A 12851-nucleotide genomic window follows, 5' to 3' on the forward strand; every position below is an offset into this window, starting at 1 on the left:
GAAAGTTAACTTTCAAAGGCTTTTTTTATATATTTAAGTTTTTATCATCAATTAAACTCCGAAACATAATGGAATTTTATACTCGGATATTTTTGTTGTGTCATTTGTAATGAAAATGAAGAGTCCGCTAAAAAGACTAATTGGTTTTGTTTGTCTTTAGCTAAAAAGCGTTGTTTTACTCTAACAAACTCTTTGTATTCATCATTTTTTGGATCTTCAGGATCTACCCAACACGCTTTATATACATTTAGGTTTTCGTATGTACACTTAGCGCCATACTCATGCTCTAATCGGTATTGAATAACTTCATATTGAAGTGCGCCAACTGTTCCAATAACTTTTCTACCATTTAGTTCTAGAGTAAATAACTGTGCTACACCTTCATCCATTAATTGATCGATGCCTTTAAAAAGCTGTTTAGATTTTAAAGGATCTGCATTATTAATATATCTAAAATGTTCTGGAGAGAAGCTAGGAACCCCTTTGTAATTTAAAACTTCACCTTCCGTTAATGTATCTCCAATTTTAAAAGTTCCCGTGTCCTGTAGGCCAACAATATCACCAGGATAGGATATGTCTACAATCTCTTTCTTTTCAGCAAAAAAGGCGTTAGGACTAGAAAATTTTACTTTTTTATTATGCCTTACATGTAAGTAAGGTGCATTACGTTTAAATTCACCAGATACAATTTTTATAAAAGCCAATCGATTTCTATGATTCGGATCCATATTGGCATGAATTTTAAAAACAAAGCCAGTAAATTTCTCTTCATTGGGTTTAACTAAACGTTCTTCACTTTGTTTTGGTCTAGGTTTTGGAGCAATATCAACAAAACAATCTAATAACTCTCTAACTCCAAAATTGTTTAAAGCAGAACCAAAAAATACAGGTTGTAAATTTCCGCTTAAATAATCTTCTTTATCAAATTTAGGATAAATACCATCAACAAGTTCTATCTCTTCTCTTAAAGTATTTGCTGCTTTTTCTCCAACTAGTTTATCTAATTCTGGAGATGATAAATCTGAAATTTCAATAGTTTCTTCAATATCTTTTCTACTATCTCCACTAAATAGATTTACGTTTTTCTCCCAAATATTATAAATCCCTTTAAAATCGTATCCCATTCCTATAGGGAAACTTAAAGGCGTTACTTTTAATCCTAATTTTTGCTCTACTTCATCTAATAAATCAAATGCATCTTTCCCTTCTCTATCCATTTTATTAATGAATACAATCATAGGAATGTTTCGCATTCGGCAAACTTCAACTAGTTTTTCTGTTTGTTCCTCTACACCCTTAGCAACATCAATAACTACAATAACACTATCTACAGCGGTAAGTGTTCTAAACGTGTCTTCAGCAAAATCTTTATGTCCAGGCGTATCAAGAATATTAATTTTAATACCATTATATTCAAATGCTAAAACAGAAGTTGCTACCGAAATTCCACGTTGGCGTTCAATTTCCATAAAGTCACTGGTAGCGCCTTTTTTTATTTTGTTACTTTTTACAGCCCCAGCTTCTTGTATGGCACCTCCAAAAAGAAGTAATTTTTCAGTTAAGGTTGTTTTACCAGCATCTGGATGCGATATAATACCAAAGGTACGTCTTCGTTGTATTTCTTTTAAAAAACTCATAAATATTTGTGCAAATGGGTTGCAAAGATAATATTTATAAGTTCAATAATGATATCCTGTTATAGCCATTTTAAATTTATGAATAGAAACATGTATTTTAAAAATATACTTGGTATTTTTGTTATGCTATGAAAGAAGAAAAAGTAATACTTGTTAACGAAAAGGATGAGCAAATAGGATTAATGCCTAAAATTGAAGCACACGAAAAAGCCTTACTTCATAGAGCTTTTTCAGTTTTTGTTTTTAATGATAAAAACGAACTTATGCTTCAACAACGGGCAGCACATAAATATCATTCTCCATTATTATGGACTAATACCTGTTGTAGTCATCAAAGAGAAGGAGAAACTAATATTGAAGCTGGTAAACGCCGTTTACAAGAAGAAATGGGTTTTGTAGTAGATTTAGAAGACTCTATATCATTTATTTATAAAGCGCCCTTTGATAATGGGTTAACCGAGCATGAATACGACCATGTATTATTAGGTTATAGTAATATTGAACCGATAATAAATACAGACGAAGTTGCTAGTTGGAAATGGATGTCGATTGAAGCTGTAAAAAACGATATTTTAAATAATCCTGAAATATATACAGAATGGTTTAAAATTATTTTTGATAAATTCTACGAACATATAAATATTTCGAAATGATAGTAACAGTTAGTAGAAAAGCACATTTTAATGCAGCACACAGGTTGTATAGAAAAGATTGGAGTTTTGAAAAGAATGAAGAAATATTTGGGTTGTGTAATAATCCAAATTATCATGGTCATAATTACGAATTAATAGTAAGCGTTACTGGCGAAATTGATCAGGAAACGGGCTATGTTATAGATATAAAAATTTTAAAAGATATTATTAAAGAAGAAGTAGAAGACGCTTTTGATCATAAAAATTTAAATATAGATGTCTTAGAATTTAAAGATTTAAACCCAACTGCAGAAAATATCTCTGTTGTTATATATAACAAGTTAAAGCCTAAATTAGCAAATCATTTAGACTTAGAAATAACACTTTATGAAACCCCACGAAATTTTGTAACTTATTCAGGAAAATAATAATGACAAATAATTTATACCCAATAAAATTTACGCCCATATTAAAAGATAAAATTTGGGGTGGACAAAAGTTAAAAACATTACTTAATAAGAATAGCGATTTACCAAATATTGGTGAAAGTTGGGAGATTAGTGATGTTGAAGGCGATACATCTATTGTATCTAACGGAAGTCTAAAAGGGCAATCATTAAAACAACTTTTAGAAACGTATAAAGCCGATTTAATTGGACTTAAAAATTATAGAATATTTAAAAATAAGTTTCCGCTTCTTATTAAATTTATAGATGCAAAGGAGGATTTATCTATTCAATTACATCCTAATGACGAACTCGCTGCTAAAAGACATAATTCCTTTGGTAAAACAGAAATGTGGTACACATTACAAGCCGATGAAGGCGCTAATTTGATAGTAGGATTTAATCAAGAGATGACACCAGAATTGTATTTAAAGCATCTGGCAGATAAAACACTCACCCAAATTTTAAATTTCGATAAAGTTAAAACAGGAGATACTTATTTTATTGAAGTAGGACGAGTACATGCAATTGGAGCAGGTGTTATGGTTGCTGAAATTCAACAGACAAGCGATATAACATACCGAGTTTATGATTGGGATAGAGTAGATGATAATGGTAATGAACGAGAATTGCATAACGATTTAGCTATTGATGCATTTGATTTTGATATGCCAGATAACTTTAGAGTTAGTTATAATAAAACCGAAAATAAATCGAATGAAATGGTGAGTTGTCCATATTTCACAACTAATTATTTAAAAGTATCAGAAACACTTAAAAAGGAAAATATACACGATTCATTTATTATTTATATGTGTGTAGATGGTCATGCTGAAATTTCAACTAACGGATTTACAGAAACTATCAATAAAGGAGAAACTATTTTACTTCCAGCAGCTATAATTAATTATGAAATTACTTCTAAAAATGCAACGCTATTAGAAGTTTATGTTTAATTTTGCGTTTAAATTAAAATAGAAATTATGGCAAATGTTAGAGATCTTAAAAAAGATATTAATTACGTTTTAGGAGACATTATTGAAGCAGTTTATATTTGGGAATATGCAAATACTGATAAAGACACTAAAGAAAGTGAAGCAATTATAGATGAAGCAATTGGAACTTTTGATGAATTAATTGCTAAAGTTAATGCAAAGAATATTGATAATGTGAAGGCACATTATAAAGCTATTAATCAAGAATTAGAAGCTAAAGGAACTGCATTAATTGAAAAAATTAATAAATTAGGATAATTTTTTTAACGGATTGCTTGCTAATATGATTTTTGCGATTATATTTGCACCCGTTAAAACGCCGATGTAGCTCAGCTGGCTAGAGCAGCTGATTTGTAATCAGCAGGTCGTGGGTTCGAGTCCCTCCATCGGCTCAAAAAAGCCTCACTTTTGTGAGGCTTTTTTATACACCATATTTTGAGTCAGTAAGTTATATAACATTTTAACTAGAATTCTTTTATTGCTTACTCAATTAAACAAAAAAAAGACCTTGAAATAAGGTCTTTTACTTTAATGATGTTATTTATATATAATGTTATTTTTCTGATTCATTTATCTTGTCAATAAACTCCTGTAATTCTTTTCCGTATTTAGAATTTTTTACTTTTACTGATAAAGACTTGTTAATTGTATCTAATAAATTAATCTTAGCATTATATATTTCTGTTAAAGCTAAATAAGGAGCTACCTCGCTATCTTTATGGTTTAAAGCAAAGTTTACAGTAAATAAATACTGTCTTTTTTGCATACTATTTTGAATGTTTTCTAAGCTATCAAGTTTTGATTTATTATTGGCTTTAAGGGCTTCAAACTTTTCTTTAATTAAATTTAGATTTTGATCTTTAAACCTAGACATCATTTTTTCGTATTCTTCAAGTGTTTTTTGTTGAGTAGATCCATTAATTTCTGCATCAAACGCAAAGTTTTTTAATGAGGTATTTATTTCAGTAATGCCTTTATCTGCAAAAAATCTTATTCTATCTTTTTCTGAGCTATTTTTATCAAGGTATAGAAATAATACTTCTGGAGATTCTAAGTTACTATGTAATTCAAATTCAGAATCACCATTAATGGTTAATGAGTCAACACTTATTAATGCCGAATCATTTGCTTTTTTAAGATATATAGTTCCCTTTTTTAATCCTTTTATTTGCCCTTTTACAGTTAGGTCATGCTGTTTTTCACCACAAGCAATAATCATAAAAGCGATAAATAATAATAGTGCGTTTTTCATTTGTAACTTTTTAAGTTTGATAGCGACAAATATCTCACAATTATATTTTAAATACTAGTAGCAGATAAGTAATTTATTAAATGTTAAATATGTCTTAAAAATATTAATAGAATTGTTTTGGCACAAATATTGATAATATATTAATAATTACATTCTATATAAAAATTTATAGTGTGGTTACTTTAAATTTAAGAATTGTAATTCATATTTTTGGTTGGTTAGTTAGTAAAAAAGCACTCTATGTAGAGTGCTTTTTTTATATGATTATAATTTAATGCTTTGAGCACCAACAGGCATTACCCTTAAATAATTTAGAAAACAAAGTATCCGTATGCTCTCCATCTGTGCTAATAAGATTTATATGTAAACTAAGACTTACAATGCTGGGTGTATATGATTTTAAATCTGCCAGATTTGTGCCGTATTCAGAGTATATAATATCTAAGAGTTCTTCTTGGGTTTCTTTTTGTCCAGATTCATATCTTAAATCTAATCCAAACCTTCCAAAATTAGCTTTAATACCAAAACTTAAACTTAAGGTATTCTTATCTAAATCTGGCCCACCATCACTAAATGACGTTACTTGTACACCATCTAATGAAGTTTTTTTATAGAAATTGAAGTTTGGTCCTATATAGAGTGATAGGGGGTCGAATATTTCAAAACCTAAAATTACAGGAATTTCGGTTTTTGATGTATTCCAATAGGATGTTTTTAATGGTAAATCATAATGATTTTTTAGCTTAACATAATTTAATTCTGGTTGAATAAAAAATTTACCAAATTTCACATTTAAGAAAGCTCCAAATTGTAGACTTATATCTTTATTAGGTTGGTGATTTATTCCAGGATCTCCATTATATGGACGTTGATATAATGAGCCAATTTTGTTTTGATTTAATCCACCTTTAACACCTAAAGTGTATAATTGTGCATTACTTAAATACGAGACAGTAAGAAAACTGATAAATAGTAGGTGCTTTTTCATTTTAAACTGATTGGGGTTTCAGATTTTAAATGTATAAAGTGAAAACCTAATAGTTGTTTTTTTTCGTTGAGAATTACTATTTCATCGTTTATTCCCCATTTTATGTGCAAAATGTTGTTAAAAAGTTGAAGATCAGTAGTTTTTGTGTCTTAAAAATATAAAATTGAATAAAAGGTAGGATTAATATATTTTACTCTAAAGTTGTATTTCATCGTTTAAACGATGTTTTTAATCGTTAAATGTTAAAATTATGTGTATTTCATCGAATTTTAATGTGTTTTGTCGTTATATAATCTTTAATAATTATATCTTTGGAGTGTACTAAATAACATACTTTTTAGTTCAATGGATTAATTAATTAATATTTGCATTATGTTGTTGGTATAGAGACCCTAAATCTACATCATAATAAAAAAAGCAAATTGAAAGAAAACCGAGTTTGAGGGAACTCGGTTTTTTTATGCTCTTTTTTTTGGTGTAATTATTTTATCTACATTAGCTTATAAACTAATAAGTATAATGCGTTACTTTTTTAAATTCCTATTGTTTTTTTATTGCTTTGTTTCTTTTGCACAATTGCCTAAAGGGTTTGTTTATGTTGAAGATATTATACCAGATATAAATGTAGAACTAAGGTATTATACTTCTAATAATTTCGTAGGAAAGGTTATCGATGGTTATCACTCTAATAAGCTTATCCTAACGAAGCAAACTGCAATTGCTTTAAAACACGTTCAAGAAGAATTACAGAATAATAATTTGTGTTTAAAAATATATGATGGTTATAGACCGCAACAAGCTGTTAATCATTTTATACGATGGGCAAATGATTTAAATGATACTATTAATAAGCCCATTTTTTATCCAGATGTTGCAAAGGAAAATCTTTTTAAAGCAGATTATATTGCTAGTAGATCTGGGCATAGTAGAGGCAGTACAGTAGATTTAACCATTATTAATGGTAATACGGGGAAACCTATAGATATGGGGAGTACTTATGATTTTTTCGGAGAAGTATCTTGGGTTAATTATGATAATATTACCGATACTCAGAAAGCCAATCGAAAAATATTGCAAAAAGTTATGTTGAAATACGGGTTTAGAAATTATCCTAAAGAATGGTGGCATTTTACTTTAAGAGAAGAACCTTTTCCTAACACTTATTTTGATTTCCCTATAAAATAGGGGTGGTTATTAATACCAACGTTTCTTTTTCTTTTTAGAAGCTTCGCTTTTTCGTCCTTTTTTGTGTTTGCTTTTACCAGGTGTTTTATGAATTTCTTTTTTCGCTTTTGGGTCTAAAGGATAAGGATGCTCATCAATAACATCAATTTGTAATTGAATAAGTTGTTGTATGGTTTGTACATAAGGCTTTTCATCAGCCGAACAAAAAGAATATGCTATACCTGTATTTCCTGCTCTAGCAGTTCTACCAATTCTGTGTACATAAGTTTCTGGTACGTTAGGTAAATCAAAATTAACTACCGCATCTAAATTATTAATATCAATACCACGTGCAGCTACATCGGTAGCAATTAAAATATTAACATCACCTTTTTTGAATTTATCTAACGCTTCTTGTCTTAAATTTTGACTTTTGTCGCCATGAATGCTATCTGCTTTATAGCCATTTTTTAGGAGTGTTTTTTCAAGTTTATCAACGCCAAATTTGGTGCGTCTAAAAATGATAATATTACCTTTAATAGTGTTTCTTAAAAGATGTAAGCATAATTCTATTTTTTTGGGTTTTGGTACATAATATAATAATTGATGTACATTTTTTGAGGTTGAAGAATTAGCAGCGACTTCAATGCGTTCAGGAGCTTTTAAAATGGTATTAGCTAACTGTTCAACTTTATAAGGGATGGTTGCCGAAAACAATAAGGTTTGTTTGTTTTCCGGACATAAACGTGCAATTTTTTTAACATCATCAATAAAACCCATATCTAGCATTAAATCAGCTTCATCTAAAACCAAAGTTTCAATATAATCTAAATTGATAATGTCTTGTTTATGTAAATCAAGTAAACGACCTGGGGTTGCAATTAAAATGTCAACACCTTTTTTTAAAACATCAATTTGAGGTTCTATAGCTGCGCCTCCAAAAATAACCGTAGTTCTTAAATTGGTATACGTGCTGTATGTTATAAAATTCTCATTTATTTGAACCGCTAACTCTCGCGTAGGACTTATAATTAAAGCTTTTATTTTTTTCCTTTTTTTGATGCATCCTGTTTATCAAACAATAATTGTAAAATAGGAAGTGCAAAAGCAGCTGTTTTCCCTGTTCCTGTTTGGGCCGAAACAATAACATCTTTTTTATGTAATACCGAAGGAATTGTTTTTTCTTGAACTAAGGTTGGACTATCATATCCAGCTTCTGCAATAGCTCTTAAAATCGGTCTGTTTAATTGTAAGTCTTTAAATGACATTTATAAGGTGTTTGAGGCAAAGATATAACAAACCCAAGTTACTTTATAAAAGACTTTAATTTATCTCTTATACTTTGTGGTAAAGCATCATTATTTAAAATCAAATGAATAAACTCAAGGTTTTTTTCTTTTGAAAATAGTAAATTAAAAAATTGCCAAGTTGTAATGCTGTTTTTTGCTTGTTCAACGCGTTTAAACGAGTCTCCTGTTTTCACAAAACCTTCTTCTAAAACACGAACATAAGTTCCCGAAAAACCATGTTCAATAAATTGATTAAGTGCTTTTTGATTGCCAAACTTCACACCAAATTTAAAACAAGGTTCACGAGGTTGGGTAACCTGTACTAAAGCATCACCAACTTTATAAATATCACCAATAAAGAGTTTAGTTTCATCTAAACCATTAACGGTTAGGTTTTCTCCAAACATGCCCCAATTCCAATCTAAATTAGGGTACAGGTTTTTCCAATACTCATATTGATTATCCGAAAACAAATAACAGGCTTTAAATTCGCCACCATGATGTTTTCTATCGGTTACTTCATCATTTTTTACGTCGTTTTTTCCTAAGAAGATAGGTTCTATAGTTGGTGTTTTATAAATACCTGTGGTTACTTCTTTTTCATTCCAAATAATGGTAGTTGGTCTTGCTATATTAGTAGACGTGATTTTCATAGGTTTGTTTAACTCTAAATAGTATAAAGCCGTTTTAATGATTTTATATGAGGCGTTAAACTAAATTAGTTAAATTTTTAGACAAAGGCAATGCGTTGTTGTGATAAAAAAAATCAAGCAATTTTCTCTAATCCACCTGGGAATGGTCTGTAAGCATAATATTGTAACACTTCTTCAATAGCTAATTTTAGTGCTTTATTTATTGGAGTAAAAACATTACCCATATTAAAATCTATTTGCGATAATTGCATATAGTAATCTGTAAATATTGGAATATACAATCCGTTGTTAATAGCTTCGGTTGTATCTTGATATAAATCAGGTTGGTTTTCTTTAATAATTTTGCAGGTTACTAAACGTTGCTTCCCGTATTTGTCGTTAGTTGCAGCATAACCAAAAAGTCTGCAAATAAGCCCACGGTATTTGTAATTGCTACAACGCCCCATCGTACTATCGACCAGATTTAACGGACTATAAATATGGCAAATAGGTTGCGTTTCTTTGGAGTTTAGTGTTTTAAGTGTGATTTCTGCTTGTCCATTTAAAAACAAATAAAAAGCCCATGGTAAAAATTCTAAAGGAGAGGCTTCCATAGTTGGGTTGGTACAGCAATTGCCGCATCCTGTTAAGCAGTGTAATTGTGAGTTGTTTTGAAATTCTGAAATCTCTAAATCTAACTTATTAAATAATTCTTCAACCAATTTCACCCTGCGTTCTATAGACATATTCATTTTTAGTGAATGTACGCTATAACTCTTCGGTTTGTTAGGTTGTTTGTTTTTAATTTAAAAAGAGATGTTTTTTACTTAAAGACTCATGATTTCAATGTTTCGAAAATCAATAGGAAATCCTTCATATTGCAGCAGAATTCTGCCATTTAAAACAGAAACGTCTGTGCCAGAATTAACTAATGTTCCGTTAAGTTTTTGTTCAATGAAGCCATCTTTACAAGTAATAACAATAGAATTCCATTCACCAATGGGATTTTCTGCATCAATAAATCGTTTTGATACAACACTTCTACCTGATTCTGTTTTTTTACCGTTAACATTTATTGTAACGCCTTGAAGCAATATAAAATCGCCAGTACCACCTTCTTTAACTTGAAATTGAACACCTTTTGGCCATAACGTATCACGTGCTTTTTTATTTACTAAATACATTACACCACTATTCTTTTTATTGTTCTTTCTGGCATACAAAGTATCTGTGTTCCATTTGAATTCTAAAGTTAATTCGAAATTTTTAAATGATTTTTTAGTCATTAAGTATCCAGCATCTTTACCATACAAGCGTATCATATTGTTTTCAACTTTAAAAACTTCAGAAGCCTTGTTGTGTTTGCCTGTTTTAGCTTCAAAAGCATACCAACCTTTTAAATTTGTTGAATTAAAAAGGTTTTTGGTTTTTTGAGTATATCCTAGTTGAAAACCTAAAAGGAATAGAAGAAGTAAAAAATGACACAAAAAGTGTTTCATATTTAATAAGGCTTATAAATGGCTCCAGTAGCAAAGTCTACTATAGTGCCTGGTAAGAAAAGAAGAATGTCTGCAATTAAAGCAACTACTCTAATATCTCTTTGTTGTTGTCCAGGAGCTGGTTTTGTTTTTTGATGTGAGTTTATCGGACCTCCAAAAACGGTCGCGCAATTAGTAAGTGTTAATGCTATTAATAAAATGGTAATAATTCTAGCTGTTTTTCTCATGTGTTTATATTTATTATTTTTCACCCCGATAGCTATCGGTAGTCATCTCAAGCAGCTTCTTAATCTTTCTCTTGGGTATCAAATTTAGTTATAGATATTTCATTTGTAAGGCATTTTAAAGACACACCAAGTTAGTTGTTTTTTTTAAAACAAAAAACCACCTTGTTTTTACAAAGTGGTTTGATTTATAATATAAAAATTATGTTTTAGTTTACAGAAAGCAGTTCAATATCAAAAATTATAACAGATCCACCTGGTATTACAGAAACATCAGTATTTCCATAAGCTAAATGGGATGGTATAATCAGGGTTCCGCTTCCGCCTTCTTTAAAATAAGTAATACCTTCAGAAAAACCTGTTATTAAATTTTTTAAATCGAAACTTACGCTTTGTGAGCTTTCATCAAATATATTACCATTTGTAAAATAGCCTTTGTAAGTTATAGATACATTGTCTGTAATGGTTGGCTGCGTACCTTCACCTACAACATCCATGGTGTAATATAGCCCAGAACTAGTTTTTTCTGCTACTAAATCGTTATCTGCTATATATGTTTGAATTTCTTGATCATTTTCAGTTTCGTAGTTCACGTAAATAAGTTCGATATCAAAAATAATTACAGAACCCGCAGGTATTGCACCATTATTATTGCCACCGTATGCTAAATGTGCAGGAATCAAAAGTTTTCCTTTACCACCTTCACTAAAATAGCTAAGACCTTCAATCCATCCTGGAATAAGATTTTGTAAACTGCTAAATGAAAATCCATCTACACTTTCATCAAAAACAGTTCCGTTGGTTAGGTAACCTTTGTATGCCACTTTAACTCTATCAGTCGCGATTGGGTTTTCTCCGTTACCTTGCTCATCAATTACATAATACAGTCCTGTACTGCTTTTTTGTGCGTTTAAATTATTCTCAGCAATATAAGCTTGAATGTCTTCATCGTTTTTAGTAGTGTAATCTACAGGTGCATTATCTTTACTACAAGATGTTATTAAAATTAAAGTAAATGCAATTAAAATGTTTTTCATGTTTTTTTTGAGCAAATATAATAATACGATTACTATTGCCTAATTTTTAGGCTTTATAAGTGGGGTGTTAATTATTGTTCTTCCGTTCGTTATTTAAAATAGCACTCACCGCTTGTTTATATTTAAACGGATTAGTAGCCTTTTTTATAGCTTTATATGTTTTTTGAGGATTAGAACACGATTGCGAAAAGAATTCCCAAAAGCCTAACATTTTCATTTTAATAGGTGTTGGTCCGGAAAGATAGTCGTCGTATTGTGTGTATATGGTATTGTGGAATTCTTCAAAAATATCCCATCGGTTTTTTGGATATTCGGTGGTGTCATTTTTTATCATTTGCGGCAGAAATGGGTCGGCAATTAATCCGCGACCAATCATAAAATGATCTAAACTAGGAAAACGGGCTTGCATACTTTTAAAAGCCCCCACACTTGTAATGTCTCCGTTATAATATAATTTGTGTTTGGTATTCGTGATACAACGTTCGAAAGCATCCAAATCTACAGGACCTTTGTACAATTGTTTACCTATTCTGGCATGAATCGCAATATTTTTTAACGGGTACTGATTTAAAATAGGAAAGACCTCCAGGATTTCTTCAGCATTCTCATAACCCATACGCATTTTCATAGATACTAAAATATCGGTTTCCTTATGAGCGCGTTCTAAAATAGTATTGATTTTTTCAGGATTGCAAATTAACCCCGAACCCATTCCAGATTTTGCAACCATAGGATATGGACATCCTAAATTCCAGTTTAATTCTTTATACCCCAAGCCTTGCACATACTTAGCAACAAACAAAAACTCATCAGCATCATTGGTAATAATTTGTGGTATAACCTCTAATGTGGTATTGTTTTCTGGTAGTATATCGTTTTGATAGGAAGCTTTAATTTTTAACTTGCCATTTAACCGTATATAAGGCGAATAAAACGTATCAATACCTCCAAAATAATGATGGAACGCATTACGAAATCTAAAATCGGTAAACCCTTGTAATGGCGAAGAAAGTAATGTAAAACCCATGTATTATTTATGTGGCGCAAAGATAAACT

Annotated in this window: 14 protein-coding genes, 1 tRNA gene and 1 pseudogene; 6 read left to right on the top strand and 10 right to left on the bottom strand. The window is 30.2% G+C overall.

All coding sequences use genetic code 11. The features are described 5' to 3' along the window. Nucleotides 1-47: 47 nt before the first annotated feature. Nucleotides 48-1637 (bottom strand): peptide chain release factor 3, encoded by a 1590-nt coding sequence (locus RHP49_11730; protein ID WNH11567.1) that lies wholly within the window; start codon nucleotides 1635-1637, stop codon nucleotides 48-50. A gap of 128 nt (nucleotides 1638-1765) precedes the next feature. Here RHP49_11730 and idi point away from each other — a divergent pair, with 128 nt between their 5' ends. The 5 genes from idi (at nucleotide 1766) to RHP49_11755 (ending at nucleotide 4102) form a co-directional block, all read left to right on the top strand. After that, nucleotides 1766-2290, top strand: a complete 525-nt coding sequence (gene idi / locus RHP49_11735; protein ID WNH11568.1) for an isopentenyl-diphosphate Delta-isomerase — start codon at nucleotides 1766-1768, stop codon at nucleotides 2288-2290. Further along, nucleotides 2287-2697: a 6-carboxytetrahydropterin synthase gene (locus RHP49_11740; GenBank protein ID WNH11569.1), complete on the top strand. Its 411-nt coding sequence runs from the start codon at nucleotides 2287-2289 to the stop codon at nucleotides 2695-2697. Before idi ends, RHP49_11740 begins: the two co-directional genes overlap by 4 nt. Before the next feature lie 2 nt (nucleotides 2698-2699). Beyond that, nucleotides 2700-3671, top strand: a complete 972-nt coding sequence (locus RHP49_11745; GenBank protein ID WNH11570.1) for a mannose-6-phosphate isomerase — start codon at nucleotides 2700-2702, stop codon at nucleotides 3669-3671. 27 nt (nucleotides 3672-3698) lie between these two features. After that, entirely contained in the window at nucleotides 3699-3968 is a 270-nt protein-coding gene (locus tag RHP49_11750; GenBank protein WNH11571.1) for a hypothetical protein, read from the top strand. A 60-nt stretch (nucleotides 3969-4028) separates the two neighbouring features. Beyond that, nucleotides 4029-4102, top strand: a tRNA-Thr gene (locus RHP49_11755). A gap of 161 nt (nucleotides 4103-4263) precedes the next feature. Here RHP49_11755 and RHP49_11760 read toward each other — a convergent pair. Together RHP49_11760 and RHP49_11765 are read right to left on the bottom strand one after the other, a co-directional pair. Further along, on the bottom strand, nucleotides 4264-4962 hold the full coding sequence (locus RHP49_11760) for a DUF4369 domain-containing protein (GenBank protein ID WNH11572.1): 699 nt from the start codon (nucleotides 4960-4962) through the stop codon (nucleotides 4264-4266). Nucleotides 4963-5233: 271 nt separating this feature from the next. After that, on the bottom strand, nucleotides 5234-5950 hold the full coding sequence (locus RHP49_11765) for a hypothetical protein (GenBank protein WNH11573.1): 717 nt from the start codon (nucleotides 5948-5950) through the stop codon (nucleotides 5234-5236). A 519-nt stretch (nucleotides 5951-6469) separates the two neighbouring features. On the opposite strand from RHP49_11765, the gene RHP49_11770 reads away from it, so the two are divergent. After that, the gene (locus tag RHP49_11770; GenBank protein WNH11574.1) at nucleotides 6470-7135 is read left to right on the top strand and encodes a M15 family metallopeptidase; all 666 of its coding nucleotides are present in this window, start codon (nucleotides 6470-6472) and stop codon (nucleotides 7133-7135) included. Nucleotides 7136-7144: 9 nt separating this feature from the next. On the opposite strand, the pseudogene RHP49_11775 reads toward RHP49_11770, so the two are convergent. The 7 genes and pseudogenes from RHP49_11775 to RHP49_11805 form a co-directional block, all read right to left on the bottom strand. Beyond that, nucleotides 7145-8382: pseudogene (locus RHP49_11775) on the bottom strand (DEAD/DEAH box helicase). A 38-nt stretch (nucleotides 8383-8420) separates the two neighbouring features. After that, a complete protein-coding gene (locus tag RHP49_11780) occupies nucleotides 8421-9056 on the bottom strand; it encodes an MOSC domain-containing protein (protein WNH11575.1) in 636 nt (211 codons plus the stop codon). Between the two features lie 113 nt (nucleotides 9057-9169). Continuing rightward, nucleotides 9170-9787 (bottom strand): YkgJ family cysteine cluster protein, encoded by a 618-nt coding sequence (locus RHP49_11785; GenBank protein ID WNH11576.1) that lies wholly within the window; start codon nucleotides 9785-9787, stop codon nucleotides 9170-9172. Nucleotides 9788-9862: 75 nt separating this feature from the next. Next, the gene (locus RHP49_11790; protein WNH11577.1) at nucleotides 9863-10534 is read right to left on the bottom strand and encodes a DUF1080 domain-containing protein; all 672 of its coding nucleotides are present in this window, start codon (nucleotides 10532-10534) and stop codon (nucleotides 9863-9865) included. 2 nt (nucleotides 10535-10536) lie between these two features. Next, complete coding sequence (locus RHP49_11795; GenBank protein ID WNH11578.1) at nucleotides 10537-10761, bottom strand: hypothetical protein; 225 nt, start codon at nucleotides 10759-10761, stop codon at nucleotides 10537-10539. Nucleotides 10762-10967: 206 nt separating this feature from the next. Further along, entirely contained in the window at nucleotides 10968-11795 is an 828-nt protein-coding gene (locus RHP49_11800) for an FKBP-type peptidyl-prolyl cis-trans isomerase (protein ID WNH11579.1), read from the bottom strand. A 67-nt stretch (nucleotides 11796-11862) separates the two neighbouring features. Further along, a complete protein-coding gene (locus tag RHP49_11805; GenBank protein WNH11580.1) occupies nucleotides 11863-12822 on the bottom strand; it encodes a tRNA-dihydrouridine synthase family protein in 960 nt (319 codons plus the stop codon). Between the last annotated feature and the right edge of the window lie 29 nt (nucleotides 12823-12851).

The sequence above is a fragment of the Flavobacteriaceae bacterium HL-DH10 genome, assembly GCA_031826515.1.
Taxonomy (GTDB): domain Bacteria; phylum Bacteroidota; class Bacteroidia; order Flavobacteriales; family Flavobacteriaceae; genus Thalassobellus; species Thalassobellus suaedae.

Excerpts from the sequence above, each read along its gene's own strand:
- RHP49_11730 (WNH11567.1), bottom strand. The coding sequence starts at position 1,637 with ATGAGTTTTTTAAAAGAAATACAACGAAGACGTACCTTTGGTATTATA.
- idi (WNH11568.1), top strand. The coding sequence starts at position 1,766 with ATGAAAGAAGAAAAAGTAATACTTGTTAACGAAAAGGATGAGCAAATA.
- RHP49_11740 (WNH11569.1), top strand. The coding sequence starts at position 2,287 with ATGATAGTAACAGTTAGTAGAAAAGCACATTTTAATGCAGCACACAGG.
- RHP49_11745 (WNH11570.1), top strand. The coding sequence starts at position 2,700 with ATGACAAATAATTTATACCCAATAAAATTTACGCCCATATTAAAAGAT.
- RHP49_11750 (WNH11571.1), top strand. The coding sequence starts at position 3,699 with ATGGCAAATGTTAGAGATCTTAAAAAAGATATTAATTACGTTTTAGGA.
- RHP49_11760 (WNH11572.1), bottom strand. The coding sequence starts at position 4,962 with ATGAAAAACGCACTATTATTATTTATCGCTTTTATGATTATTGCTTGT.
- RHP49_11765 (WNH11573.1), bottom strand. The coding sequence starts at position 5,950 with ATGAAAAAGCACCTACTATTTATCAGTTTTCTTACTGTCTCGTATTTA.
- RHP49_11770 (WNH11574.1), top strand. The coding sequence starts at position 6,470 with ATGCGTTACTTTTTTAAATTCCTATTGTTTTTTTATTGCTTTGTTTCT.
- RHP49_11780 (WNH11575.1), bottom strand. The coding sequence starts at position 9,056 with ATGAAAATCACGTCTACTAATATAGCAAGACCAACTACCATTATTTGG.
- RHP49_11785 (WNH11576.1), bottom strand. The coding sequence starts at position 9,787 with ATGAATATGTCTATAGAACGCAGGGTGAAATTGGTTGAAGAATTATTT.
- RHP49_11790 (WNH11577.1), bottom strand. The coding sequence starts at position 10,534 with ATGAAACACTTTTTGTGTCATTTTTTACTTCTTCTATTCCTTTTAGGT.
- RHP49_11795 (WNH11578.1), bottom strand. The coding sequence starts at position 10,761 with ATGAGAAAAACAGCTAGAATTATTACCATTTTATTAATAGCATTAACA.
- RHP49_11800 (WNH11579.1), bottom strand. The coding sequence starts at position 11,795 with ATGAAAAACATTTTAATTGCATTTACTTTAATTTTAATAACATCTTGT.
- RHP49_11805 (WNH11580.1), bottom strand. The coding sequence starts at position 12,822 with ATGGGTTTTACATTACTTTCTTCGCCATTACAAGGGTTTACCGATTTT.